At 69.0% G+C, this 24,459-nt stretch carries 21 protein-coding genes; 8 read left to right on the top strand and 13 right to left on the bottom strand.

The genetic code is table 11. From position 1 onward, the window contains the following. The 6 genes from ACFWF2_RS18050 to ACFWF2_RS18025 all read right to left on the bottom strand — a co-directional run bounded on the left by ACFWF2_RS18050 (position 1) and on the right by ACFWF2_RS18025 (position 6,823). On the bottom strand, positions 1 to 1,149 hold the full coding sequence (locus ACFWF2_RS18050) for an RNA-guided endonuclease InsQ/TnpB family protein (RefSeq protein ID WP_379308565.1): 1,149 nt from the start codon (positions 1,147 to 1,149) through the stop codon (positions 1 to 3). A 127-nt stretch (positions 1,150 to 1,276) separates the two neighbouring features. Then, positions 1,277 to 1,885, bottom strand: coding sequence for an SGNH/GDSL hydrolase family protein (locus tag ACFWF2_RS18045; RefSeq protein WP_189023284.1), 609 nt, complete (start codon positions 1,883 to 1,885; stop codon positions 1,277 to 1,279). Then, a complete protein-coding gene (locus ACFWF2_RS18040) occupies positions 1,882 to 3,132 on the bottom strand; it encodes an NAD(P)/FAD-dependent oxidoreductase (protein ID WP_379308564.1) in 1,251 nt (416 codons plus the stop codon). Before ACFWF2_RS18040 ends, ACFWF2_RS18045 begins: the two co-directional genes overlap by 4 nt. A 142-nt stretch (positions 3,133 to 3,274) precedes the next feature. Then, a complete protein-coding gene (locus tag ACFWF2_RS18035) occupies positions 3,275 to 4,942 on the bottom strand; it encodes an AMP-dependent synthetase/ligase (protein WP_379308563.1) in 1,668 nt (555 codons plus the stop codon). Positions 4,943 to 5,029: 87 nt separating this feature from the next. Next, a complete protein-coding gene (locus tag ACFWF2_RS18030; protein ID WP_379308562.1) occupies positions 5,030 to 5,953 on the bottom strand; it encodes a LysR family transcriptional regulator in 924 nt (307 codons plus the stop codon). A gap of 198 nt (positions 5,954 to 6,151) precedes the next feature. Continuing rightward, positions 6,152 to 6,823 carry an O-methyltransferase gene (locus tag ACFWF2_RS18025; RefSeq protein ID WP_379308561.1) on the bottom strand — a complete coding sequence of 224 codons (672 nt, stop codon included), beginning with the start codon at positions 6,821 to 6,823 and terminating at the stop codon, positions 6,152 to 6,154. Positions 6,824 to 7,058: 235 nt separating this feature from the next. Between ACFWF2_RS18025 and ACFWF2_RS18020 the strand changes: the two genes are divergently transcribed. Then, on the top strand, positions 7,059 to 8,366 hold the full coding sequence (locus ACFWF2_RS18020; RefSeq protein ID WP_379308560.1) for a lipase family protein: 1,308 nt from the start codon (positions 7,059 to 7,061) through the stop codon (positions 8,364 to 8,366). Between the two features lie 49 nt (positions 8,367 to 8,415). Here the strand turns inward: ACFWF2_RS18020 and ACFWF2_RS18015 are convergent, their stop codons facing one another. From ACFWF2_RS18015 to ACFWF2_RS18000, 4 genes are all read right to left on the bottom strand, one after another. Next, a complete protein-coding gene (locus ACFWF2_RS18015; protein ID WP_379308559.1) occupies positions 8,416 to 10,137 on the bottom strand; it encodes an urease subunit alpha in 1,722 nt (573 codons plus the stop codon). A gap of 27 nt (positions 10,138 to 10,164) precedes the next feature. Next, positions 10,165 to 10,476, bottom strand: coding sequence for an urease subunit beta (locus ACFWF2_RS18010; protein ID WP_379308558.1), 312 nt, complete (start codon positions 10,474 to 10,476; stop codon positions 10,165 to 10,167). A gap of 8 nt (positions 10,477 to 10,484) precedes the next feature. Then, on the bottom strand, positions 10,485 to 10,787 hold the full coding sequence (locus ACFWF2_RS18005; RefSeq protein WP_379308557.1) for an urease subunit gamma: 303 nt from the start codon (positions 10,785 to 10,787) through the stop codon (positions 10,485 to 10,487). Between the two features lie 115 nt (positions 10,788 to 10,902). Beyond that, positions 10,903 to 12,408, bottom strand: a complete 1,506-nt coding sequence (locus ACFWF2_RS18000; RefSeq protein ID WP_379308556.1) for an alpha/beta hydrolase — start codon at positions 12,406 to 12,408, stop codon at positions 10,903 to 10,905. 209 nt (positions 12,409 to 12,617) lie between these two features. Here ACFWF2_RS18000 and ACFWF2_RS17995 point away from each other — a divergent pair, with 209 nt between their 5' ends. Continuing rightward, on the top strand, positions 12,618 to 13,190 hold the full coding sequence (locus ACFWF2_RS17995) for an exonuclease domain-containing protein (RefSeq protein WP_379308555.1): 573 nt from the start codon (positions 12,618 to 12,620) through the stop codon (positions 13,188 to 13,190). Position 13,191: 1 nt separating this feature from the next. Here the strand turns inward: ACFWF2_RS17995 and ACFWF2_RS17990 are convergent, their stop codons facing one another. Beyond that, positions 13,192 to 13,575: a PaaI family thioesterase gene (locus ACFWF2_RS17990; RefSeq protein WP_379308585.1), complete on the bottom strand. Its 384-nt coding sequence runs from the start codon at positions 13,573 to 13,575 to the stop codon at positions 13,192 to 13,194. A 382-nt stretch (positions 13,576 to 13,957) separates the two neighbouring features. On the opposite strand from ACFWF2_RS17990, the gene ACFWF2_RS17985 reads away from it, so the two are divergent. Continuing rightward, a complete protein-coding gene (locus tag ACFWF2_RS17985) occupies positions 13,958 to 14,470 on the top strand; it encodes a L,D-transpeptidase (protein ID WP_379308554.1) in 513 nt (170 codons plus the stop codon). Between the two features lie 50 nt (positions 14,471 to 14,520). Here ACFWF2_RS17985 and ACFWF2_RS17980 read toward each other — a convergent pair whose 3' ends face one another. Next, positions 14,521 to 15,411, bottom strand: coding sequence for a MerR family transcriptional regulator (locus tag ACFWF2_RS17980; protein WP_379308553.1), 891 nt, complete (start codon positions 15,409 to 15,411; stop codon positions 14,521 to 14,523). A gap of 44 nt (positions 15,412 to 15,455) precedes the next feature. Here ACFWF2_RS17980 and ACFWF2_RS17975 point away from each other — a divergent pair, with 44 nt between their 5' ends. The 3 genes from ACFWF2_RS17975 to ACFWF2_RS17965 all read left to right on the top strand — a co-directional run bounded on the left by ACFWF2_RS17975 (position 15,456) and on the right by ACFWF2_RS17965 (position 17,609). After that, positions 15,456 to 16,061, top strand: coding sequence for a maleylpyruvate isomerase family mycothiol-dependent enzyme (locus tag ACFWF2_RS17975; RefSeq protein ID WP_379308552.1), 606 nt, complete (start codon positions 15,456 to 15,458; stop codon positions 16,059 to 16,061). Positions 16,062 to 16,070: 9 nt separating this feature from the next. Beyond that, complete coding sequence (locus tag ACFWF2_RS17970) at positions 16,071 to 16,883, top strand: AraC family transcriptional regulator (RefSeq protein WP_379308551.1); 813 nt, start codon at positions 16,071 to 16,073, stop codon at positions 16,881 to 16,883. Between the two features lie 99 nt (positions 16,884 to 16,982). Further along, on the top strand, positions 16,983 to 17,609 hold the full coding sequence (locus ACFWF2_RS17965) for a LysE family translocator (RefSeq protein WP_379308550.1): 627 nt from the start codon (positions 16,983 to 16,985) through the stop codon (positions 17,607 to 17,609). A 76-nt stretch (positions 17,610 to 17,685) separates the two neighbouring features. Here ACFWF2_RS17965 and ACFWF2_RS17960 read toward each other — a convergent pair whose 3' ends face one another. Then, positions 17,686 to 19,260: an MFS transporter gene (locus tag ACFWF2_RS17960; RefSeq protein WP_379308549.1), complete on the bottom strand. Its 1,575-nt coding sequence runs from the start codon at positions 19,258 to 19,260 to the stop codon at positions 17,686 to 17,688. Between the two features lie 129 nt (positions 19,261 to 19,389). Between ACFWF2_RS17960 and ACFWF2_RS17955 the strand changes: the two genes are divergently transcribed. Next, complete coding sequence (locus tag ACFWF2_RS17955; protein WP_379308548.1) at positions 19,390 to 22,620, top strand: BTAD domain-containing putative transcriptional regulator; 3,231 nt, start codon at positions 19,390 to 19,392, stop codon at positions 22,618 to 22,620. 191 nt (positions 22,621 to 22,811) lie between these two features. Continuing rightward, the gene (locus ACFWF2_RS17950) at positions 22,812 to 23,324 is read left to right on the top strand and encodes a pyridoxamine 5'-phosphate oxidase family protein (protein WP_379308547.1); all 513 of its coding nucleotides are present in this window, start codon (positions 22,812 to 22,814) and stop codon (positions 23,322 to 23,324) included. The last annotated feature ends 1,135 nt before the right edge of the window (positions 23,325 to 24,459 follow it).

Raw genomic sequence — 24,459 nt, 5'->3', positions numbered from 1 at the left:
CTAGGCGGAAAGACTGACAGTCCCTCCGCAGGCGTTTGACCACTCCGCACGTCCTGCGGCGTGAATATTCTTGGCAGCATTGAGGTCGCGATCGTGCCGAGCACCGCAAGACGCGCATTCCCATGCCCGCACCCGCAGCGGCTTGGGGCCGTCGTTGGCCCCGCACGTCGAGCACAATTGCGACGACGGGAAGAACCGATCGGTCTTCCCGAATATCCGCCCGTAGCGGGCGGCCTTGTCCTCGAGCAGTCGGATGAAGGTGCTCCATCCGACGTCGTATACCGACTTCGCCAACCGAGTCCGCGCCAACCCACGAACACACAAGTCCTCGACGAACACCGCTTGGTTGTCGCGGATGATTGCCGTGGTGTGCTTGTGTGCCCAGTCGTGGCGGGTGTCCTTGACCCGAGCGTGCAGTTTCGCTACTCGGACCCGCTGTTTCTCTCTGTTCTTCGACCCCTTGTCTTTTCGGGCGAGCGCCTGTTGAGCACGTCGTAGCCGCCGCTCGGCCCTGCGCAGAAATCTCGGCGTGGTGATCGTCTTCCCGTCCGACAAGACCGCGAAGGTCTCCAATCCCAGGTCGATACCGACCTCGGATGTCACCGTCGGCAGCGGCGAATCTCTCACGTCGACTACGAAGGACGCGAAGTAGCGGCCTGCCGAGTCCTTGATCACCGTCACGGACGAGGGCGCCGATGGCAGGTATCGCGACCACCGCACCGCGAGCTCGCCGACCTTCGCGATGTGCAGGCGCCCGTTCGCACGGAGCCTGAACCCGTTGCGGGTCAGTCGGATCGACTGGCGGTGATCTCTTTTCGATCGGAACCGTGGCGCTCCGAGTTTCCGCCCGTTCCGCCGTCCGGCGATCGAGTCGAACCAATTCCGATACGCCGTGCGAGCGTCCTGACACGCTTGCACCAACGCCACACTCGCGACCTCGGCCAGCCACGCGCGCTCGGGTGTCCGTTTCGCTGCAGTGACAACCTGCCGCTGAAGCTCGGTGTCGCTGATCTTCATTCCCGTCGCAAACGCGGTCCGCCGCGCACGCACACAGTCGTTGAACACCACCCGGGCGCAACCGAACGCCCTGGCCAACGCGGCTTGCTGCCCCGGCGTCGGGTAGACACGGAATTGATACCGCAGATACACGCCTCGACAATAGCGAATAGCTCTGACACGGCCGAGATGGATCGACCTGCATCACACCCGTGGAACACGTCTGCGCGCTGTCGGTCTCGGCCATATCAACTCCTTTCACTACGGGCCACGGCCCAATTCAGGCGGCGACGGTGGTGGCGGTGGCCGACGCGATCAGTTCGGCCGCGGTGGCGGCGAACAGGCGGTGGCCCACCGGACTCGGGTGCAGACCGTCCGCGGTCCACACCTCCGGCCTGGCCCATTCGGGCCGGGCGGCGATATCTAGCAGCAGGGTGCCGGTGTCGTCGGTGACCCGGGCAAGGACGTCGTTGGCGGTGGCGAAGCGCTCACGCAGCAGGGCGCGGAAACCGTCCGGCACGGGCAGGCGGGCGGGGATGTCGGGGTAGCTCGCGGTGAACACGGTGGCTTCCCTGGCCCGCAGGGTCGAGAAGATGGTGTGCAGGTTGTCGGCGAAACGATCCGCGTCGTAGGCGCTGACCAGGTCGTTCACGCCGACAACCACACCGTAGAGGCCGGCCCGGGCCGACGACGTCGCGTCCGCGAGCTGGCTCGCGACGACATCGCCGGTCGTGGCGCCGTGGGTACCGAAGTTACGAATCGTGGTGGGCCGCAGCCCGAGCTGACCGCCGAGGCGCGAGACCCAGCCCCGGTAACCACCCGCCGCGGCGGGGTCGCCACGGCCCTCCACGAAGCTGTCTCCGAGCGCCGTCAGGCCGGCCGCAATCATGCGGTGACCGCCGTATTCACCACGTGCCGATCGGCGACGGGGAAGTTCACCTCTTCGTAGAGCGCGCTCAGCTCGACCTCACCGAAGAACTTGTCCGGCGGGTACAGGCCGGCGATCAGTCCGAAGAACTTCTTGGAGTAGTGCGGGCTCAGGCTCGCCGCGCGGAACACCGAGTCGTAGTACGGGGTCAGCGTGAGGTCGGAGATGGACTGGGTCAGCTCGTAGGTGCTGGCGCTCTGCGCGTCGCGCTCCCGCTGGTATTCCGGCATGGTCTCCTCGAACGGGCGCGCGCCCGAGAGGCTTTCGTGCACCAGGTCGGCGAGCAGCTGGCTGTACTTGAAGGCGTCGGTGATGCCCCAGCCGGTGAACGGGTCCTTGTGGTAGCCGGCGTCGCCGACCAGCGCCCAGCCGGGACCGAAGGACTGGCGGCGGTAGTTGTCCGGGTACAGCATCGGGCGGAACGGCTCGACGCGCTTGCCGGTATCCCGCAGGCGCGCACCGATTTCCGGGTCGATCTGGTCGACGATCTCCTGCACGCCCGCATCGGGATCGGTGCGGAAGTCACGGAACCGGTCGCGCTTGCGCATGACCGCGACCAGAGCCAGGCCGTCGTTGGTCGGCCAGGAGGCGAACTGCTGCTCACCGAAACCGGTGCGGTGGTGCATGCCCCAGTCGACGCCCTCGTAGTACGAGTAGTAGATGAAGCAGGCCGCGGGCGAACCCTCGTAGGTGGCCGCGCCGACCTCCTTGGCGACGATCGAGTTCGAACCGTCGGCGCCGACAACCAGTTTCGCGCGGAACTCCTGCTCGGGGCCGTCACCGGCGCGGCCGCGGATACCGGCGACCCGGTCGCCGTCGCGCAGCAGCCCGGTGACGGTGAAGCCCTCGATGACCTCGGCGCCCGACTCCCCCGCCGCGTCGACCAGGATCTTGTCGAGCACGGTGCGGCGCGGGCAGTAGACGGCGTCGATGCCGTCGGCCGCCGGATCGGCCATGCCGGGGATCTCGATGTCGGTGTAGGTGAAGTTCAGGTGGCGGATCGGCGGGCAGCCGGTGGCCACCACGGCGTCGAGCAGGCCCCAGGACTTCAGAAAGCCGAGGCCTGCCTGGTGGATGTAGTGCGTGGACGGGGTGTCGCTGGGAAAGGTCGCGCGGTCCACGGCGAGCACCCGGTAGCCCTGACGGGCCAGCAGCATGGCCAGGGGCGAGCCCGCGACCCGGGTTCCGACGACGATGACGTCATACATGATGTGATCACTTTCGCTGGTCGAATTCCGATTTCGAGTCTGTCGCCGGTGCATTGCGGAAACCACGGCGGGCCATCGCAATTCATCGGCCGATCGGTCCCGGCTATCGTCGGCGAGACCATGGGAGGAATTTCGCGTCGCGTTACCCGCGCGACACGTACAGCTGATCTATTTCCGCGGAATAGGTTTCGGCGATCACGGCCCTGCGCAATTTCAGCGACGACGTGAGCAGACCCGCGTCGACGGTGAAATCGCCGTCGACGACACGGAATGCGCGAATGGATTCCGGCCGCGACACCAGCGAATTGGCGTCGTCGACGGCGGCCTGGATCTCGGTGGCCGGATCGTCGTCGGGATGGTCGATGCGCCACTTCGCCGCGCGGTCGGCGTCGAGGGTGATCAGCGCGGTCACGAACGGGCGCCCGTCACCGACCACCATGCAGTTGCTGACCAGTGGATGCAGCCGGACCCGGTCCTCGAGCGGCGTCGGTGCGACGTTCTTGCCACCGGAGGTCACCAGGATCTCCTTCTTGCGCCCGGTGATCCGCAGGTGGCCGTCGTCGAGTTCGCCGATGTCACCGGTGTGCAGCCAGCCCTCGTCGTCGACGGGCCGCTGGTCGGCGGCCGCGCCCCAGTAGCCCGGCGAGACGTGCGGGCCGCGGACCAGCACCTCACCGTCGGCGCCGATGCCGACCTCGGTGCCGGGGATCGGGCGGCCGACGGTGCCGAGCCGGTTGGTGGCCGGCGCGCTCACGGTGACCGCGGTGGCCGCCTCGGTGAGGCCGTAGCAATTCAGGATCACCACGCCGAAGCCCGCGTAGAAACTTGCCGTGGTGTCGTCGAGGGACGCGCCGCCGGAGATCACGTAGCGCAGCCGGCCGCCGAACGCGGCGGACACGGCGTCGTTGCCTGCGACCGGCGCCGAACCCTCGGCCAGCACCGCGAGGCCGCGTTCGACCGCCTCCGCCTCCTGCTCCTCGGTGAGCAGTGCGCGCGTGTGCTTGCGAATCTTCTCCAGCGCGTAGGGAATCAGGGCAAGGAAGGTCGGCCGCAACCGGGCGAGCGCGGGCACCAGGTCCGGAACCCCGGGCAGCAGATGGGTGCGGCTGCCGCCGTAGAGGCAGGCGAACAGGATCGTCTGGCCGAACACGTGCGAGAGCGGCAGCGCCAGCACCGTCGTGCCGTCGAACAGCTCGCCGGTCTGCCGGGAGGTGTTCGCGGCCGTGACGTACATGTTGCGGTGGCTGATCATGCAGCCCTTGGCCAGGCCGGTGGTGCCGCTGGTGTAGACGATCATCGCCAGGTCACCGGCCCGCACCGCGGCGATCCGCGCGTCGAGCTCCGGATGCTCCTTGCCGGTCGACCACGCGGCGAGGTCGTCGAAGGACCACACCGCGCCCTCGGCGGCGCCCGCGGCGACCAAACGGGCTGCGTCGTCAGCGGTTTCGGCCGCGAAGAAGCGGCTGCCGCTGTCGCGCAGGATGTGTTCGATCTGCGCGGGCGAGGAGGTCGGGTACACCGGCACGATCACCGCGCCGACGGCCAGAGCCGCACAGTCGAGCAGTGCCCACTCCAGGCTCGTGCGGCCGAGCACGGCCACGCGATCACCCGCGGCGACCGATCGGTCGAGCAGTGCCGAGGCGAGCGCGCGGACCCGGGTGTCGAGTTCGCCGGTGGTCAGCTGGGTCCCGTCGGCGGCGCAGAGGGAATGGCGCGCAGGGTCACGCCGTGCCGCGTCGGAAACAATCGCATACAGGCTGGAGGTATCGGATGGAACGAATCCGTTCGCGGTGACAGACACTGTGTTCACGAATTGAATTCTTCACGGCGGCAACCATTCCCGTCGCCGCCGCCATCGCTGTTCCTACCGCGCGACAGTCATGTCCTATCGACAGGTTCAGGCCGACAATACCCGGACATCATCTACCTGTGCCGATTCGATGCATTCCAGGAACAGCGACACGGCGGGATTCGGTTCGTCGGCACGCCACACCGCGTGCAAATCCAGTGTCGGCACCGGATCGAACAATTTCACCGCCACCGAACTACTGCCCGGCACGCCCATTCCCATCGAAATCGCCCGCGGGAGCGAGGCGAACCCGACGAGCGGGCGAACCGACACCATGTGCGCGGTGGCGCCGGGGTCGTCGGCCGAATGCGTGACGTTGAGCGAGATCCTGGTCTCGGCCGCCGAGCGCAGAATCGTGTCGTACATCGCGGGACATTGCTCCCGCGCGAACAACACACAGTCCTGGTTCTGTAGTTCGGCGAACGGCACACCCGGCCGGTCCGCCCACCGATGTCGTCTCCCGACGACAGCCACCAGCGGAACCCGGTGCAGCAGACGGCGATACCGGAAGTCCGCGGTGCTCGGGTGACCGTAGACCAGGGCCAGATCGAGTGAGCCGTCGGCGAGGCCGGCCAGCTGTGGCCCGGTCCGCTTCTCCCATAACGAGACGACGATGTCGGGATGTCGCTCGGTCATCCTGGTGAGCGCCTCCGGCAGCACGTGCCTGCTGGCCGGCAGGTTGTATCCGATGTTCAGGCTGCCCGCGCGACCTTCGGCGGTCGCCTTGGCCGCCTGGGCGGCACGGTCGAGCTGGGCGACGATCTGGCGGGCCTGGAGTTCGAACTCCCGCCCCGCCGGGGTCAGCCGCACCTCATGGGAGTTACGGGCGACCAGTTGGACGCCGAGCGACTTCTCCAGCTTCTGGAGCTGGGCACTGAGACTTGGCTGGGTCAGATGAAGGCGCTGCGCTGCGCGACCGAAATGCAACTCTTCGGCGATGGTGATGAACGAAATCAGGTGTCGGAATTCCATGACGCCGGGCTCCTTCCGAGTACCACCACGCTATCGAGGGCGGATAACCGGTGATGAATACCGATCGCCCAGTAGTCGCCGCGCGCATTGCCGGTGGGTGAACCCGTCCCGGGCGCGGCGTGGCCGCGGCGGCGCGCCGTCGATACGCCTGCTCGGGGAGCCTCCCACTCTACCGCGCCCGCCGCCGCCCCGCCGACTTCAGGAGCGAGGCCCGTTGACGACCGCGTAGGCGAATCCGTCCCAGCCTTTGGCACCGACCGTCTGGACAACCGTCGCGTCCAGACTCGGCTCGGCGGCGAGCAATTCGACGAGTTCGCGGCTCGCGCGGACGTTCGGATCCTCGGAGTGCTCGTCGGCCAGTCCGCCTTGGCGGACGACATTGTCGACGATGATGACCGACCCCGGACGGGTCAGCCGCAGCGCCCACTGCACATAGTTGGGGTTGTTGACCTTGTCGGCGTCGATGAACACCAGGTCGAACGGTTCGGCCATGTCCTCGGCGACCTCAGGCAGGGTGTCCAGCGCCGCCCCGACCCGAATGTCCACCCTGGCACCGACTCCCGCCCGATCCAGATTCTCCCGCGCGACCTTCGCGTGCCGCGGCTCGAATTCCAAGGTCACCACGGTGCCCTCGTCCCCGACTGCGCGCGCCAGCCACTCGGTGCTGTATCCGCCGAGGGTGCCGATCTCCAGCACGCGCCGCGCGCCTGCGCTGCGGGCGAGCAGGTGCAGGAACTTGCCCTGCGGCGGGGAGACATCGATCGCGGGCAGTCCGGCATCGGCGTTCGCGGCGAGCGCGGGAGCGCCGTCGTCCCCGATGAGCGAGTCCACGATGTAGCGATCGACACTGGCCCAGTCGTTGTCAGTCATAGGCGCCAGTGTGCCACCATCGGCCGCCGTTTCGCGGTGCCTACCTCGGCGAACTCTTGATCTTCGCGCGTCGGCTCGCCCGGTTGCGCCCGACAGCCGGGCCCGAACTTTTCGGCGTTTGGTAACCGTGTTACCGTTCGGTACGCCGCTGCGCCGTGACCTGGGTCATGATCTACCTCCGCTGCGGCTCAGCACACATCCGCGACGGCGCGGAGGTGGCATCGATGGGAGTGGTATGGGGCAATCACGATCGCTGGCGCGCCGGGCGGCGCTGACGGCGGTGGCATGTCTGGCGGCGGTGGCGGGTCATGGAGCAGGAGCCCTGCCGGTGGCGGCGGAGCCGATGAGCGCCTTCTACACGCCGCCCGCGGCGATTCCGGAGACGCCGGGTGCGATCGTGAAGACGCAGCCGATGACGATTCTCGCGACGCCGCCGACCGCGGCGGGCTGGCCGACGCAGGCCGAGCACGTCATGTACACCTCGCGGTTGCAGGACGGCTCCCCCGTCGCGGTGAGCGGCACCTACATCGAACCGAAGAATCCCTGGCAGGGTGCCGGGCCGCGGCCGACCGTGGTCATCGGGCCCGGCACCTCGGGTCAGGCGGACCGGTGCGCGATGTCGGTGGCGTTCTCCACCGGCGTCTCGGTGACCGCCGATCCGCTCGGCTTGTCGGCGAATCAGGAGCTGCCGTCCTCGGCCGTGTGGACCGCGCTGGGCGCGCGGGTGCTGATCACCGATTACATCGGTCTCGGCACGCCGGGAATCCACACCTACGCCAACCGGTTCGAGAGTGGTCACGCGATCCTCGACGGCGCGCGCGCCGCCCATGCCCTCGGCGGTGTCGGACCCGAGACTCCCCTTGTCCTGTGGGGCTATTCGCAGGGCGGCGGCGCCACGGCGGCGGCCGCGGAGATGCAGCCCGAGTACGCGCCGGAACTGAATCTGAAGGGCACCTGGGCCGGTGGTCCGGTCGCCGACCTCTCGACGATCCTGGAACGCATCGACGGTGCGCTGATCGGCGGTGCCATCGGGTTCGCGGTCAACGGCATGCTCGCCCGCTACCCCGAGCTCCATCAGGCGGTGGACCGGGTGATCAGCCCCGAAGGCCGCGCCATGCTCGCGACGCTGAGCGAATCGTGCGTCGCCGACCTGATCACCTATCACCCGTTCCTGAAGACGAATTCGCTGACCATCGACGGCCGCTCGCTCACCGAGCATCTCGCCGAGATCCCCGAAGCGGCGCCGGTGCTCGCGGAACTGCGCATCGGCAGCTCGAAGCCGGCCACCCCGGTCCTGATCACCAGCGGCCGCAACGACGACACCGTCCCCTACGGGCAGGCCCGTCGCCTGGCCGAGGACTGGTGCGGTCAGGGCGCCACGGTCACCTTCCGCACCAACGAGCTGCCGCCGATCCTGCCCGGCACGACCATTCCGAACCACTTCGGCCCGGAACTGATCGACGGCTTCGGTCCCGACAACGCGGTGACCTACCTGCTCGACCGGCTTGCGGACAAGCCGGTCGGCGGCTGCTCGTTCGACTGAGCGCCGCACCCGAAACCCCGCCGACACCGTGGTCGGCGGGGTTTCGTCGTCAGAACAGGAAGTAGCGCTGGGCCATCGGCAGTTCGGTCGCCGGTTGCTCGGCCCACACCTCGCCGTCGACGCGGACGGTGAAGGTGTCGGGGTCGACCTCGATGTGCGGCATGGCGTCGTTGTGCGGCATATCGGCCTTGGTGACCCGGCGAACGTTCTTGACCGGCACCAGCTTTCGGCGCACGTTCAGCCGGTTCGCCAGGCCGTCGTCGATGGCCTGCTCGGAGACGAAGTGCAGTGACGTGGCCGCGGCGGCGGGGGCCGCGGCGCCGAACATCGGGCGCGGCAGGACCGGCTGCGGGGTGGGGATGGACGCGTTGGCGTCACCCATCGCGGCCCAGGCGATCATGCCGCCTTTAAGGACCGCGTGCGGGCGGACCCCGAAGAACGCGGGCTCCCACAGCACCAGGTCGGCCAGTTTGCCGACCTCCACCGAGCCGATCTCGGCGTCCAGACCGTGCGAGATCGCCGGGCAGATGGTGTATTTGGCGATATAGCGCCGCACGCGGGCGTTGTCGGCCGCCCCGTCGCCGGGCAGGGCGCCGCGGCGGCGCTTCATCACGTGCGCGGTCTGCCAGGTGCGCAGCACCACTTCGCCGATGCGGCCCATGGCCTGGGAGTCGGAGCCGATCATGGAGATGGCGCCCAGGTCGTGCAGCAGGTCCTCGGCGGCGATGGTGGACGGGCGGATCCGCGATTCGGCGAAGGCGAGGTCCTCGGGGATCGACGGGCTCAGATGGTGACAGACCATGAGCATGTCCAGGTGCTCGTCGAGGGTGTTGATCGTGTGCGGCCGGGTGGGGTTGGTCGAGCTGGGCAGCACGTTGAGATGCGAAGCGACGGTGATGATGTCGGGCGCGTGCCCGCCGCCCGCGCCCTCGGTGTGATAGGCGTGGATGCCGCGACCGGCGATGGCGGCGACGGTGTCCTCGACGAAACCGGCCTCGTTCAACGTGTCCGAGTGCAGTGCCACCTGCACGCCCGCCGCGTCGGCCACGGTGAGGCACGCATCGATCGCGGCGGGGGTCGACCCCCAGTCCTCGTGCAGCTTGAAACCCGAAGCGCCCGCGCGCAACTGCTCCCACATGGATTCCTGGCTGACCGTGTTGCCCTTGCCGAGCAACACGATGTTCATCGGCCAGTGATCGAGGGATTCCAGCATCCGCGCCAGATGCCAGGAACCGGGGGTGACGGTGGTGGCCTTGGAGCCCTCGGCCGGGCCGGTGCCGCCGCCGATGAGCGTGGTGATGCCGCCGCCGAGCGCCTCGTCCATCAACTGCGGGCAGATGAAGTGCACATGACAATCGATGGCCCCCGCGGTGAGAATGCGCCCGTTGCCCGCGATGATCTCCGTCGACGGGCCGACGACGAGGTCAGGGTGCACGCCCGGCATCGTGTCGGGATTACCGGCTTTGCCGATGCCGCAGACGCGGCCGTCGCGGATGCCGACGTCGGCCTTGATGATCCCCCAGTAATCGATGATCACCACGCCGGTGATGACGGTGTCGGGTGCGCCCTCGGCACGCGTTGCCCGCGACTGACCCATCGATTCGCGCAGCACCTTGCCGCCGCCGAACACCGCTTCCTCACCGGCGAGACCCGGTCCGCCGCTGCGGTCTTCGGTGATCTCGATGATCAGGTCGGTGTCGGCGAGCCGGATGCGGTCGCCGGTGGTCGGCCCGAACAGTTCGGCGTAGCGGGCGCGGCTCAGTTCGGTCATCGGATCTCTCCCGAAGGGTTCGTGTGGTCACGCATCGAGGCGCCCCGGCGGGTTGGCGCTGATCCCGTACACCTCGCGGGTGCCGCCGAGCGGGACGAGCGAAACACACTGCGGCAGACCGGGTTCGAATCGGACGGCGGTGCCGGCGGGGATGTCGAGCCGGTGGCCGTGCGCGGCCGCGCGGTCGAAGTCGAGGGCGGCGTTGGCCTGCGGGAAATGCACGTGGCTGCCCACCTGCACCGGACGGTCGCCGGTGTTGACGACCTCGAGTTCGATGCGGATCGCGCCCGCGTTGAGCTCGATCGTGCCCTCGGCACAGAGGTATTCACCGGGAATCATGGCCTCGCCTAACCGATCGGGTGGTGCACGGTGACCAGCTTGGTCCCGTCGGGAAAGGTCGCCTCGACCTGCACGTCGTGGATCATCTCCGGCACGCCCGCCATCACGTCGTCCCGGCTCAGCACCGACCGCCCCGACGACATCAACTCGGCCACGGTCCGCCCGTCCCGCGCACCCTCGAGCACATGATCGGTGATCAGCGCGACCGCCTCGGGATGGTTGAGCTTGAGTCCCCGCGCCTGCCTGCGGCGGGCCAGCTCGGCCGCATAACTCAGCAGCAACCGTTCCTGCTCGTGCGGCGACAGGCGCATCGGGTCTCCTCACCGATCGTGGACAGGTGTCCGACATTCTGGCATGCCCGCCGACCGCTCGCCTGTCCACCCGTCCCGGGCTCCGACCGTTCGGTTTACCGATCCGGATGGCACCTCAGCACACGAATCCGTCCGGCGGCAGCACCAGGTCGATCAGGTACCGCGTCACCGCGTAATCGATGCACAGCACGCCCTGGAAGGCGACCGTGTGCTGATCGCCGCGGTAGGTGAGCAGCACCGCGTCGAGCTGGCGCGCCAGGGCGATGCCCTCCGTGTGCGGGGTGGCCGGGTCGCCGGTGGTCGAGATCACCAAGGTCCGCGGCAGTTCCGGGATCGAGAGGGTGTGCGGCTCGAAGGTGTTGGGCACCGGCCAGAACGCGCACAGGTCCTTGGGCGCGGCACCCGTACCGAGGCCGTCGTCGAGGAACGGCGCCGCGCGGCGGTAGTCGGCATCGAGCTGGGCGACGGCGCTGCGGTCGTGCATGGGTGGACCGTCGACGCAACGGATGGCCGGAGAGGCGTCGGCTGAGCGGGGATAGGTGCCGTCGTCACGGCGGCCCCAGGACCAGTCGGCCAGCCGGAGCAGCATGTCACCCCGGCCTTCACGCAGTTCGGCCAGGCCGGCGGCCAGCTCATCCCACGAGTTCTCGTGATAGAGCGACACCACCACCGCGTCGACGGCATCGCTGTAACTGAGGCCGCGCGGATCGGTGGTCGACGCCGAACCGGTCAGCAAGGGTGCGAGCAACGCGCGCAAGACATCGGACGCCGCGAACTCGTCGTCACCGAGCGCACATTCGGAGCGCAGCGTCACGCAGTCGAACGCGAAGGCGTCGAAGGCCTCCTGAAAGCCGGCGATCTGGGAGACAACGCTCTGCGCCGGAGTCAGCGAGGGGTCGACCGCGCCGTCCAGCACCAAGGCGCGCACCTTGTCGGGGAACCGCTCCGCGTAGGCCGACCCGAGCAGGGTGCCGTAGGAGTAGCCGACGGCAGTCAGCTTCTCCTCGTCGAGCACGGCCCGGATGACATCGATGTCCTGCGAAACTTCCCGGGTGCCGACATGAGCCAGCAGATCCGTGCCGTTGTGCCGGGCACAGAGCTCGGCGTAGTCGCTGAATTCTTGTTCGGAGACGGCGATTCCGTCCGGTGTGTTCGTCGAGGACAGCTGCGCGCGCCAGGCATCGATCTCACGGCCGGTTCGGCAGAACAGCGCGGGCCGCGAGGCACCGATGCCGCGAGGATCGAAGCCGATCCGGTCGAATCGCCGCGCGATCTGACTGCCCGCAGCGTCGTTGGCCATCCACAGCCCGGATTGGCCAGGCCCGCCGGGCAGGAACAGCACTGACCCGATCCGGTCGCCCGCGGCTTCGGTCCGCGAGATCGCGACCTGGATGACCCGCCCGTCCGGATCCGCGTAGTCCAGCGGGACGTCCACCCACGCGCACCGGACCGGCGGTCCGTCCTCCCGCTCCGTCACCTCGTACGCGGCGCACGACTGCCAGGTCAGCTTCTGCTGATAGAACCTGGCCAGCGCCGGGTTCGGCGGAGTCTTCGCCGGCACCAGTTCTTCCGCCGCCGAACCACCACACACCACCACACCGACACCGATCGCGATGACCATCGCGACACGCCACACTCGCCACACCCGGCGGAATCATGCCAGCGGCGTCCGATATTCGCGCTCGCTGTGATCGACTCCCCTTGCGCAGCCCCGATCCGCGATCCGGCTCGTCGATGTAACCGGGGGCATGAGCGCCCGTGTGACGCATGAGTCGGCGAGTACGAAATTCGGTGGCATGGGCGGGGATCGGCGCTCTAGCGTCGCCGTTCATGGAGGAATGGAGCGGGCTGCTCAATGTGGTCGATGTGGAGGCGACGTGCTGGGCGGGGGCGGCGCCCGCGGGGCAGAGCAGTGAGATCATCGAGATCGGGCTGACTGTGGTCGATCTCGCGACGCGGACGCGGGTGAGCAGGCACGGGATTCTGGTGCGGCCTGCCCGGTCCGCGGTGAGCGAGTTCTGTACCGAGCTGACCGGGCTGACGCAGGAGCAGGTCGACGGTGGGGTGGAGTTCGACCTGGCCTGCCGGATGCTGGCTACCGAGTTCGCGGCGGGGTCGCGGGCGTGGGCGAGCTGGGGTGACTACGACCGCAAGCAGTTCCGGGCCCAGTGTGCGGCGACGGGGGTGCGGTATCCGTTCGGGCGGCTGCACACCAATGCCAAGCAGGTGTTCGCCGAGTCGTACGGGTTGCGGAAGCGGCCGGGGATGGCCGGTGCGCTGCGGATCGCGGGTCTGCCGCTGGAAGGCCGCCACCATCGCGGCGAGGACGACGCCTGGAATATCGGCGCGCTGGTCGCCGACGTCCTCGGCCGCGATGCCTGGCGGATCACCACCGAAGCCTGAGTCAGGCGGCGAGGTTCTGCAGACGGACCTGGCCGCGGGCGACGGTGCGGCCCTCGGCGTCGGTGATCACCACGACCCATAGCTGCTGGCTGCGGCCGCGGTGGATGGGGGTGGCTTCGCCGGTGAGGATGCCCTCACGGACCGCGCGCAGGAAGTCGGTGTTGTTGTTGACGCCGACGACGGAGCCACGCTCGCCGAACCAGACACCGGCGCCGACGCTGGCCAGGGTTTCGATGACCGTGCAGTAGACGCCGCCGTTCTGGATCCCCGCGGGCTGGTGCAGCTGCGGGCGCACCTCCCATTCGCCGCGCACCCGGTCGGGGCTCACCTCCGTGTAGCGCAGTCCGATGAGATCGGTGAAGGTGCCTTCGCTGGCCTTGGTCATCAGCTCCGGGGTGATCTCGGCCAGGGACAGGGTGTTGTCGGTCATGCGTTCCGGTCTACACCATCACATCGGGCGCCCTGCACCCCGGGAGACGAAGCGGCGGACCCCGTCACTGGGACAGGGCCCGCCGCGGCAGGAATGAGGGGGTCGACCGCAGCCCTCGGGACCACCGGCTCATCCATACGCCAAGATGAGCATAGGTCAGGCTTACCTAAGTGGTCAAGTGCCACGCCGAATGCGCCGCCGCGGGCTTGCTCAACACGATCGCAATACTTCATGATCACTGATACCTCTATGTTTCCGAGGCTTGTGTCGATGTTGAAAGCTCACGTTCTGGGCGCACGACGGCCAGGGGTGGGCGCGGCGAGAGAGGCAAGATTTCGTGAGTACTAGTCGTATCCCCCGCTGGGCTGTGCAGGCGGCGATGTGCGCGGCGGTGGTCGGCGCGGCCGTCGCGGCGCCGGTGCAGGCCGAACCGCTGTGGCCCGGCGGGCCCGATGTTCCCGGTGTTCCGGCCATCATTCCGGCTCCCCCGCCGGAACCGGTCGTCGCGCCGTGCAGTGAGAAGGCGCGGGCCTGTCTGCAGTTGTCCACCAACAATGCCTGGCTGATGGACAACGGCAAGGTGACCTTCGGGCCGAGCCCGATGTCGCACGGCAGGCCCGGGTACGAGACCCCACCCGGTGTCTTCAAGGTCGCGTTCAAGAAGCCGTTCCACTGGAGCACCCTGCACAACGCGCCCATGGAGTACGCGGTGTTCTTCAACGGTGACATCGCCTACCACATCGGACCCACCGAGGAGCAGTCCCACGGCTGTATCCGGCTGACACCCGAAGGCGCCAAGGCGCACTACGAGTGGCTGGAGCCGGGCGACATCGTCGAAGTCGTGCCGTGAGTTCGTCGCGGTGAGCGAAAGGGGAGGCCGGATCGCCGGCCTCCCCTTTTTCATGGGGCCGAGGCGGCGAGCGCGTCGAACAGCCACAGGTGTGCGGCGCCGGAGGTCACCGCCTCGCCGGTGAGGATCGCGGTGAGCTGCCAATAGCGCCGGAACTGGTCGGCGCCTTCGGCATCCGCCAGGAGCTGCCGCCGGAAGGCGGGAGTGTCGGCGAGACCGCGTGCGGTGGCGTGGGCGTCGACGTAGTGGTCGAGTTCGGCGCCGGGTGTGGGCGCGTGGCCCGCGGCGACCAGCGGCGCCGCCGACAGGCAGGCATCGGCCACCTCGAACAGCAGACGGCGTTCGTCGCGGACGCCGGGGGTGGCGCGGTGCCGGATGGTGTCGAACATGGCCGTACTGAGCACCGGATTCGTCACGGTGGCAACGAGTTCCGCGTAGGCGACGAGATGTTCCGGGCGCGCGTCGGCGGCGGGTTCGGGGACATTCATGTCGATGAAGTCGTCGATCACCGCGGCGGGCAGCGGCGTGAGCTGACGGCGCCAGAAACGGCCGAGCGCGTCGCGGGCCGCCTGCGGATCTGTCACGGCGGCAAGCAGATTCATGCTCTCGGGCGCGCAGTGTTCGACCGCGCGGAGCAGCGAGCGGCGGCGGCTCAGCGCGTCCAGCTCGTGGTCGAGGGCGGCGCGTTCGGCCGCGATCACCTCGTCGATCGACCGCGCGCCGGCCAGCACGTCACCGATCGCGGCCAGGCCGATGCCGAACGAACGCAGGCGGCGCAGCAGCATCAGGCGTTCGGCGGCCGACGGGTCGAACACGCGATGACCGGCCGAGGTGCGCCGCACGTCGAGAAGTCCCTCGTCGCAATAGAACCGAATCGTGCGGACCGCGACGCCCGTGCGCGTGGCGAGTTCACCGATCGTCAGACGTGTGCTGTCGGTCACAGTCGCTGGCACCTCCACCTCGGTGGAGTTCCTACGGTACCCACATGACTGAACAGCACACCACCGCCGAGACGATCTGGCAGGCGGTGGCCGCGGAACGCGCGAGCCTCGTCGACATGCTGCGTGACCTGCCCGAATCGGCCTGGGACACCGCCTCGCTGTGCGACGGCTGGCGAGTACGGGATGTGGTCGCGCATCTGGTGCTGGCCACGCAGGTCACGATCGGTTCGCTCGTCGTGAACCTGATCAGGGCCCGCGGGAATCTCGATCGCCTCATCCACGACACCGCTGTCCGGCTGGCCGACCGGACGTCGACCGCCGATCTGCTGGACGACCTGCACGCCACCGTCGGCTCCCGGATCACGCCGATCGGGACGACGCCGATCGACCGGCTGATGGACCTGCTGGTGCACGGTCAGGACATCGCGATCCCGCTCGGCATCGACCGCGTCATGCCGGCGCAGGCCGCGCAGTGGTCGCTGGAACGAGTGTGGACGATGGGTACGCCGTTCCACGCCCGCAAGCGACTCGCCGGGTACGCCCTCACCGCGACCGACACCGGCTGGACCGCAGGCTCCGGCACTCCGCTGTCCGGTACGACGGCGGAACTGCTGATGGTCGTCACCGGACGCACCGCCCCGGGCCGCTAGGCTTGCACCGTGGTGGAGGCGGAGTTCTGGCGGGACGCCGCGCTGCCCTTTCTCGAGAGCAGGCGGGCCTGCCGCACGGTCTCCTGCTACAAACCGCACACCCACGATTCGATGTCCATCGGTGTGGTCGACGAAGGACGCAGTGTGTTCACCGGCGCACCCGGCGGTCCCCTGCAGCTGACGGCGAGGAGCGTCGTGGTGATCCCCGCCCACCGAGTCCACGCCTGCAACCCCGTCGAAGGCCGGTGGAGCTACCAGATGCTCCACGTGGACGAGACCTGGCTCGGCGAATCCCTACCCGAACTCGATACGGGGGTCGATCGGAGCCCGCGGGCGGTGCGCATCGTCCCCGAGCCCGGCGGATACGCCGCGTTCTGCCGCCTCAACGAGATGCTGTTCTCCGGCGCCGCCCCGCGCGACAAGGAAGAACTGCTCGTCACCGTCCTCGACGAGATCCTGACCGCACCCGCTGATTTCGTCGCCGGCGCCAGGGCCCGTGCGTCCGACGTGGCCGTCGTCGCGCCGATTCTCGAGTACCTCCGCACCTCGGATATGCAGGTCTCTCTCGGCGACCTGGTCGTGGACACGGGCCTGAGCCGGTTCCAGCTGGTTCGGCGGTTCCGCGCCGTCACCGGGCTGCCTCCCCTCGCCTGGCAGATCAACGAACGCATCATCAGAGCGCGCTCCCGCCTCCGCGAGGGCTGTGGCCCGGCCGAAGTCGCCTGCGACCTCGGTTTCGCCGACCAGAGCCACTTTCACCGGACCTTCAAACTCCGCACCGGGGTCACGCCCGGCGAGTACCGCACCTGCGCCACCCACTGAAACGGGCGAACCGGTCCCGCAATTTCGTTCAAGACACCGCTGCGGCGACTCCGGCACAGTGGCTCGGTCCCCTCCGCATCCGAGCACAACAGAGGAAGAATGAACCAATTCGCTGCCGTGGCCGGTGCCCACTTCCTCGCCCTGTTGTCCCCTGGCCCCGATTTCTTCCTCATCGCGCATACTTCGATGACCCAAGGATGGCGTCGCGCGATCGCCGCGTGCGCGGGCATCGCGGCCGCGAACGCCGTCTTCATCGCGACCGCGTTCGCGGGCCTGTCGATACTGCGGCCGGGCGGTATCGCCTTCACCATGGTCCAGATCGCGGGCGCCGCCTTCCTCCTCCATCTCGGCGTGGGCCTGCTGCGCTCGGCCGGTGCCGCCTCGATCGAGTCGGCACCGGCCGGCGGTACCGCGCGCACCGCCGGAAGCCGGTGGAAACTTGCCGCGATGGGGTTCGCCTCGGCCGCCCTCAACCCCAAGAACGCACTCTTCTACGCGGGCCTCGCCACCATTCTCGCGGTCGGCGCGAGCTCAGGACACCTTGTCGCATACGGCATGTGGATGTTCGCTGTCGTACTCGGCTGGGACGTGCTTGTCTCTGTCCTCATCGGCAACCGCGTCGTCCTGACCAGATTCGCTCGCGCGCTCCCGGTTCTCGAACGCGCATCCGGCGTAGCGCTGATCGGGCTGGGTCTCGGCATCGTCCTGACAGCGGCGTTCCACTGAGAATCGCCTCCGCGGCGCCGAAAGATCGGCGCCGCGGATCGCGTGGTCGGCGGGTTCTGGCGACAGACGATGGTGATCAGAGCGCGACGGTGGCGCGCTCGGCGACACCGTCACCCGGGATATCCACTGCCGCATCGGAATCCGGCACCGATGTCGCACCGGCCGGGATCCGGCGCAGCAGCGCGACCGCCAGTACCGCACCCGCGGCCGACAGCACGGCGGCGGTCCAGGCCGCGGCATTGAGCCCGTTGGTGAAGGCCTCACGCGCCGCCGCCACGACGGATTCGGCGACCTCGGCGGGCAGCGACTCGGCCGAACTCAGCGCCCCTGGCAGGGTTTCCGCGGCCGCGCCCTCGGCATCCGACATGCCGCCGCGGTACACCGCCGCACCCACGCTGCCGAGCAGCGCGACACCCAGTGCCACACCGAGGTCGCTGGCGGTGCTGTTCACCGCCGACGCCGCGCCCGCCTTCTCCGCCGGGGCCGCGCCGATGACCAGGCCGGGGATCAGCGCCATGGCGGGCGCGATGCCCGGGTACAGGACGTAGAACCCGACGATGAGCAACGGCAGGCCCGCGACGCTGTCGACCTGGGTGAGCACCAGGTAGCCGACGGTCGAGACCGCGAGCCCCGCGGCGATCAGGTAGGCGGGACGCACCCGGCGGGCGATGGCCGGGGTGACGGTGGAGACGATGACCAGGCCGATCGCGGCGGGCAGGATCCACAGGCCCGCCCGCAGCGGCGACTGGGCGGCGACCAGCTGCAGATACTGCGTGAACAGCAGGTACACCCCGCCGAGGGCGATGGCGGCGAGCATGTAGACGCCGAGCGACCCGCTGAAGGTCCGGTTCGCGAACAGCCGCACGTCGAGCAGCGGGTCGGCCAGGCGCAGCTGCCTGCGGACGAAGATCACGGCGAACAGCACACCGGCCGGCAGGGTGAGCACCGATTCGGCGGCGAGTCCGGTCTCGGCGAGCTTCTTCACGCCGTACACGAACGGCAGCAGCGCGGCCAGCGACAGCGCGACGCTGACCGGATCGAGGCGACCGGCCTCCGGCGCACGGTATTCGGGCACCAGGACCGGCACCGCGAGCACGACGAGCAGCATCACCGGCACGCCGATCAGCATGGACGCGCCCCACCACAGCGAGGCCAGCATCAGCCCGCCGAGCAGCGGACCCAGTGCCACACCCGCCGACACCGACGCCGCCCACAGCCCGATGGCGGTGGCACGCTGCCGGTCGTCGCGGAACATCGTCGTGATCAGCGACAAGGTGGCGGGCATGACGGCGGACGCGCCGAGACCCATCAGCGCCCGCGAGGCGATGAGCAGGTCCGGGCTCGGCGCGAACGCGGCCACGACCGAGGCCACGCCGAACAGTGCTGCACCGGCCAGCAGCAGTCTGCGGCGGCCGAGCCGGTCACCCAGTGTGCCCATGGTGACGAGGAAGCCCGCCATCACGAACCCGTAGATGTCGTTGATCCACAACAGCTGGCCGCTGCTCGGCGACAGGTCGGCGGCGATGTAGGGGGTGGCCAGGAACAGGACGGTCATGCTGAGGAACAGCAGCACCGTCGGCAGGAGCAGGACCGCCAGCCCCAGCCATTGGCGGGCTCCGGCCCGCTCGGGGACATCGGTGAACGCGGACATCAGGAGGTTTCCCTTCGAGGAGGATTCGAACGAGACCCACCGTGCCGACCCGCCCTTCGGGAACCCTTCGGATCGACTCAGGATCGCCTCGAGCGCACCGTGTCCCCGCCCCCGTTTAGGGTGGGTGACATGCGTTTCGGGGTGCTTGGACCATTGGCGGTGTGGACCGACGATGGGCAACCCGTCCGGGTACCCGAGCTCAAGGTCCGGGTGCTGCTCGGTGCGCTGCTGGCCGAACCGGGCCGGATCGTGCCGGCCGACCGGCTCGTCGAGGACATGTGGGGCGGGGCGGCGATGCCGGCCAACCCGGCGGGCTCCTTGCAGACCCGCGCCTCCCAGTTGCGGCGCGTCCTCGGTGACGCCGAATCGGGCGGTCGCGATCTGCTGGTGTCACGCTCCCCCGGCTATCTGCTCGACGTCGCCGCCGACGCGGTCGATTCGCAGGTCTTCCAGGAACTGCTGCGCCAGGCGCGCGCCACCGAGGACGCCACCACCCGCGCACCACTGCTCACCGAAGCGCTGGCGCTGTGGCGCGGGCCCGCGCTGGCCGACCTGGCCGACCACGACTTCGCCCGAATTCCGGTGGTGCGGCTCGAGGAACAGCGGCTGACCGCCGTCGAGGAACTCGCGCAGGCCAGGATCGCGCTCGGCGAACACGATCAGGTCGCCGACGAACTCGGCGCGCTCACCGAACGGCATCCCCTGCGGGAACGGTTGCGCGCGGCGCACATGCTCGCGCTGTACCGGTCGGGCCGCCACGGCGAGGCCCTCGACTCCTACCGACGGCTCCGTGAGCATCTTGCCGAGGAACTCGGTCTCGATCCGAGTCCCGAGCTGGCCGCCCTGCATCGCGCTGTGCTGGAACAGGATCCTGCTCTCGGCGCCCCGGTACGCCCCGCGCCCGTCGTGCCGGTGACGCCGCGCCCGACCGTGCCGGTTCCACCGACGGCACTGGTCGGACGCGAAGACGACCTCGCCGGGATCGATGCGCTGCTCCGCGCCGAACGGCTGGTGACACTCACCGGGCCCGGCGGGGTCGGGAAGACCCGGCTGGCGCTGGCCGCCGCGGCCACCCATCCGGCGCGCGACGGTGTCCTGTTCGTCGAGCTCGCCGGTCTGTGCCTGGGCGCCGAGCAGGACAGTGCTCTCACTGCCCTCACCGAGGTGGTGGCCGCGGCATTCGAGGTCCGCGATGATTCCGCCGGGTCGAGTCCGTTCCCGGTGCCCGACAACGGAACTCAGCTGAACAGGCTCGCCGAGGCGGTGCGCGCCAAGCAGGTACTGCTCGTGCTGGACAACGGCGAGCACGTCGCCGACGCCGCCGCCGCGCTGGTCTCGCGGCTGCTCGCGGCCGCACCCGAGCTGCGGGTGCTGGTCACCAGCCAGGTGCCGCTGGCCATCGCGGGCGAGCACCTCTGGCCGGTGGCACCGCTGGCGGTGCCCGCCGCCGATGCCATCGCGGCCGAGGTGGAGACATCGCCCGCCGCACGGCTTTTCGCCGATCGCGCCCGCTCCGCCGCACCGGATTTCGCCGTCACCGACGACAATGCCGCCGCGGTCGCCGCCATCGTCGCCCACCTCGACGGTGTGCCGCTGGCGCTGGAACTGGCGGCGACCCGGGTTCGCGCGCTGGGCGTGCACACCCTGGCCGAGCGGATCGAGGACCGGTTCACGCTGCTCTCGGCCGGTTACCGGGACGCACCGGACCGGCAGCGCACGCTCCGCGCGGTGATCGACTGGAGCTGGGAACTGCTCGACGAGCCCGAACGCGCTGTGCTGCGGCGGCTTTCGGCGCACGCGGACGGCGGCACGCTGGAGTCGGCCGAGGCGGTGTGCGCGGATGGTGACGTGGACGCGTCGGATGTCGCGGATCTGCTCGCTCGCCTGGTCGACCGTTCCCTGATCATCACGCCCGCCGCCGAGGCGCGGCCGCGCTACCGGCTCCTGAAATCGGTCGCGGCGTACGGGGTCGACCGATTGCGCGACAGCGGCGAGGAATTCGATACCCGGCTGCGCCATCTCGCGTTCTCCCTCGACCTGGCCGAACGCGCAGACCAGCAGCTACGCACCGCCGATCAGCGGCGATGGCTGGCCAGGCTCGACGCCGAGTCGCCCGATCTGCGCCGGGCACTCGAAACAGCCAGGGCCGCAGGCCGATCCGCCGACGCGCTGCGCCTGGTCAACGCGCTGGCCTGGTACTGGGTGATGCGCGGACGGCTGGCCGAGGGCATCCGGTCGATCGGTATCGCGCTGGCACTGCCCGGCGAGACCGGCTCGACCGCGCGCCGAATCGCCCTGCTCTGGCGCAACGCGCTGGAACTGGGCCGCGGCCAGACCGTCGAGACGCTGCCCGCCGTCAGCGCCAGGCCGACGCCGGACGAACTGCGCGCCCGCTGGTATCTCGCGCACGCGCACACCGGTTTCTCCGCGCAACAGCGCATGGACAGCGCCGCCGACCTGCGCACCGCCTTCGCCGACGCGGGCGACGAGTGGGGTGTCGCCGCGGCCTCGGCCTCGCTGGCCCGTGACGCCTTCGGGCGCGGCGATCTGACCGGCCTGCGCGAGCACGCCGAGCACAGCCGCGCGCTGTTCGCCAGGATCGGCGATCGCTGGGGGCAGGGCATCGCCGGCTACCTGCTCGGCAGCCACGCCGAAGTCACCGGGGATCACACCACCGCCCGCGAACACCATCGGACGGCACTGACGACCGCCGAGGAGCTCGGGCTGTGGACCGAGGTCGGTGAGCGGCTCACCTCGCTGGGCCGGATCGCGTTGCTGCGCGGCGAATTCGAGCACAGCGCCGAACTGCACGAACGCGCCAGACAGGTCGCGGTCGAGCAGGGTCACCTCGTCGGGGAGGAATCCGCCGTACTCGGGCTCGGGCTCGTCGCCCGGCGCCGCGGCGATCTGGACGCGGCCCGCGAACACCTCGGCGCGTGGCTGGACTGGCACCTGCGCACCGGGTCGCATTTCGGCGCCGCGCTGATCCTCGCCGAACTGGGCTTCACCGCTGAGCTGGCCGGTGACGCAGGCGAAGCCGAACGGCTACAGCTCCGTGGACTGGACTCCGCGCTGCGCACCGGCGATCCACGCGCCCACGCACTCGCGCTCGAAGGTCTCGCCGGATCGCGTTCGCTCGCCGGGGATTCCGCGTCCGCCGCCCGGTTACTCGGGGCTGCCGACACACTGCGCCGGTCGGCGGGCGCACCGCTGCCCGACGCCGAACGCGGGGATGTCGCCCGCATCGAGGCGCGCATCGTCGGCGACATCGGCGCCGGACCGTTCGCGGCCGATTTCGCCGACGGTTGCCGTGCCGACCCCCACACGCTGCACGACGCCGAGGCTTCGACTCGACCCTGAACCCAGCGAAGCGTGCGGCCCACATCGGCGCAGGCGCCGAGCCGGCGGCCTCGAGTCCACCCTGAGTCCATCCGAAGCCGGCCCGGTCACGGTGGACCCATGAACCACACCGTGACCGACAGTCCCGACCCCTCGGTGACCGACCATCTCCGCCGCTACCTCGTCGTGCTCGACCGCATCGAGGAGCAGCAGTGAGCAACCGCACCCGCGCCCAGGTCCACACCTTCGCCGATATCAAGCCCGACTTCGACGCGATCGTCGGCTCGATCAACTACGCCACCATGACCACCATCGACGCCAAGGGACGGCCGAGGTCGCGCGTGCTGATCCCGGTCTGGGAGACCGGCACCGAGCAGCCGATCGGCTGGCTCGGGACCTACCGCACCCCGGTGAAAGCCGCCCATATCGCGGGAAATCCGCATGTGACGTTCTCCTATTGGAGTCCGGCGCAGAACACCGTCGCCGTCGACACCGTGGCCGAGTGGACCGACGATCCGGATGAACGCGCGCACGTGTGGAACCTGTACCGCCACGGCAGCCCGCCCGGCGCGGGCTACGACCCAGGCCAGTTCTGGCAGGGCCCGGACGATCCCGCCTTCCAGGTCCTTCGCCTGTCTCCGTGGCGCATCCAGGTCCTGCGGCGCCGCGATCTGGTCAGTGGGATTCCGGCGCGCATCTGGCGCGACCCGCTCCAGGGGGATTGACAGTCCCTACGGCGAACGCGGTCGTTCGCCGGTGGAGCTGACAGGACTGGACGTCCGTACAGGTCACGGCGCGATCCGCTGTGACGGGTACCAACACCGGCCAGTATTTCCACCAGGAAGGATGTGGTGCCGAATTCGCCGAATCGGGCGATTTCCTTGCCGGAGGAAATGAGCGGAGCTACGTTACCCACATCCCGGCCGTGGGTTCCCCTCTTTTCCGGCGGGATGCTTACCAATCATGCAAGGAGATTCACCATGGGTTCATTGACCGAGTTGATGATGGCCGCCATTGCGGGAATAGGTTCCGCAGCCGAGGGCGATGGACTACTCGCCGTATTCCTGGGCTCGGTCGAGGCATTCTTCCCGTAAAGGAGAAGATGCGTTCACGGTCCGCACCCGGACCATTTCCACGAGCTCGCCGAGCCGTCATCGCGCCATATTGATAGCCGTACAGCATGATGCCGGAGTTCTGCCAGGCCCGAAAAAGTGGACGGTCGAGTCGTCTCGATCCCCCCAAAAATGGGGTCTGTCTCACCAGCCAGCAACGCGCAGGTTCACTGCCACTCACCGCCTTGTCGCCCCAGAAAGTCGCGGTATACGCAGGTCACATGCAGTGCGGTTGCGCGTCATGGCAATCGGCGAGCAGTTTCCATCGGGAAAGAAAAATATGAACGAATCGCAGTGTGTGAAACACCGCCTTGCCACACAATGGAAGTGGCGCTACGTTACCGGCATCACAGACTGCGATTCACGACCACGCAAGGAGATCGACCATGGGTTCACTGACCGAGATTATGCAGGCGGCGATCGCGGGCCTCGGTTCCGCGGTCGAGGGCGACGGCCTCCTCGCCGTCTTCCTCGGCTCGGTGGAAGCATTCTTCCCGTAAATCGCACACTCGCCCGCAACACCCGATTCTTCGGGCTGATTCACCAGCATATCCAGGAGTAAAAATGGGTTCTCTCTACGAATTGATGCAGACCGGCGCCGGTAGCCTCAGCGAAGCCGCCCTGCCTTTCATTCAGGCACTGATCACGGTGAGCGGCGGAACTCCCACACCGGGAAAGTAGATTCGTCACCGACGATGAAGGGGCGGGCCGTTCGACGGCCCGCCCCCCCTCCCAATTCGTCCCCCAG

This window comes from Nocardia sp. NPDC060259 (genome assembly GCF_042728775.1).
Taxonomy (GTDB): domain Bacteria; phylum Actinomycetota; class Actinomycetes; order Mycobacteriales; family Mycobacteriaceae; genus Nocardia.
Note: the sequence above shows the minus strand (reverse complement) of the source record. Positions and strands in the feature narration are given on the sequence as shown.

Bases quoted from the DNA above. Each gene is read 5' to 3' on its own strand.
- ACFWF2_RS17955 (WP_379308548.1), top strand. From the start codon at position 19,390: ATGCGTTTCGGGGTGCTTGGACCATTGGCGGTGTGGACCGACGATGGG.
- ACFWF2_RS18005 (WP_379308557.1), bottom strand. From the start codon at position 10,787: ATGCGCCTGTCGCCGCACGAGCAGGAACGGTTGCTGCTGAGTTATGCG.
- ACFWF2_RS18020 (WP_379308560.1), top strand. From the start codon at position 7,059: ATGGGGCAATCACGATCGCTGGCGCGCCGGGCGGCGCTGACGGCGGTG.
- ACFWF2_RS18025 (WP_379308561.1), bottom strand. From the start codon at position 6,823: ATGACTGACAACGACTGGGCCAGTGTCGATCGCTACATCGTGGACTCG.
- ACFWF2_RS17990 (WP_379308585.1), bottom strand. From the start codon at position 13,575: ATGACCAAGGCCAGCGAAGGCACCTTCACCGATCTCATCGGACTGCGC.
- ACFWF2_RS17975 (WP_379308552.1), top strand. From the start codon at position 15,456: ATGACTGAACAGCACACCACCGCCGAGACGATCTGGCAGGCGGTGGCC.
- ACFWF2_RS18010 (WP_379308558.1), bottom strand. From the start codon at position 10,476: ATGATTCCCGGTGAATACCTCTGTGCCGAGGGCACGATCGAGCTCAAC.
- ACFWF2_RS18015 (WP_379308559.1), bottom strand. From the start codon at position 10,137: ATGACCGAACTGAGCCGCGCCCGCTACGCCGAACTGTTCGGGCCGACC.
- ACFWF2_RS17960 (WP_379308549.1), bottom strand. From the start codon at position 19,260: ATGTCCGCGTTCACCGATGTCCCCGAGCGGGCCGGAGCCCGCCAATGG.
- ACFWF2_RS18000 (WP_379308556.1), bottom strand. From the start codon at position 12,408: ATGGTCATCGCGATCGGTGTCGGTGTGGTGGTGTGTGGTGGTTCGGCG.
- ACFWF2_RS18045 (WP_189023284.1), bottom strand. From the start codon at position 1,885: ATGATTGCGGCCGGCCTGACGGCGCTCGGAGACAGCTTCGTGGAGGGC.
- ACFWF2_RS18040 (WP_379308564.1), bottom strand. From the start codon at position 3,132: ATGTATGACGTCATCGTCGTCGGAACCCGGGTCGCGGGCTCGCCCCTG.
- ACFWF2_RS18030 (WP_379308562.1), bottom strand. From the start codon at position 5,953: ATGGAATTCCGACACCTGATTTCGTTCATCACCATCGCCGAAGAGTTG.
- ACFWF2_RS17995 (WP_379308555.1), top strand. From the start codon at position 12,618: ATGGAGGAATGGAGCGGGCTGCTCAATGTGGTCGATGTGGAGGCGACG.
- ACFWF2_RS17965 (WP_379308550.1), top strand. From the start codon at position 16,983: ATGAACCAATTCGCTGCCGTGGCCGGTGCCCACTTCCTCGCCCTGTTG.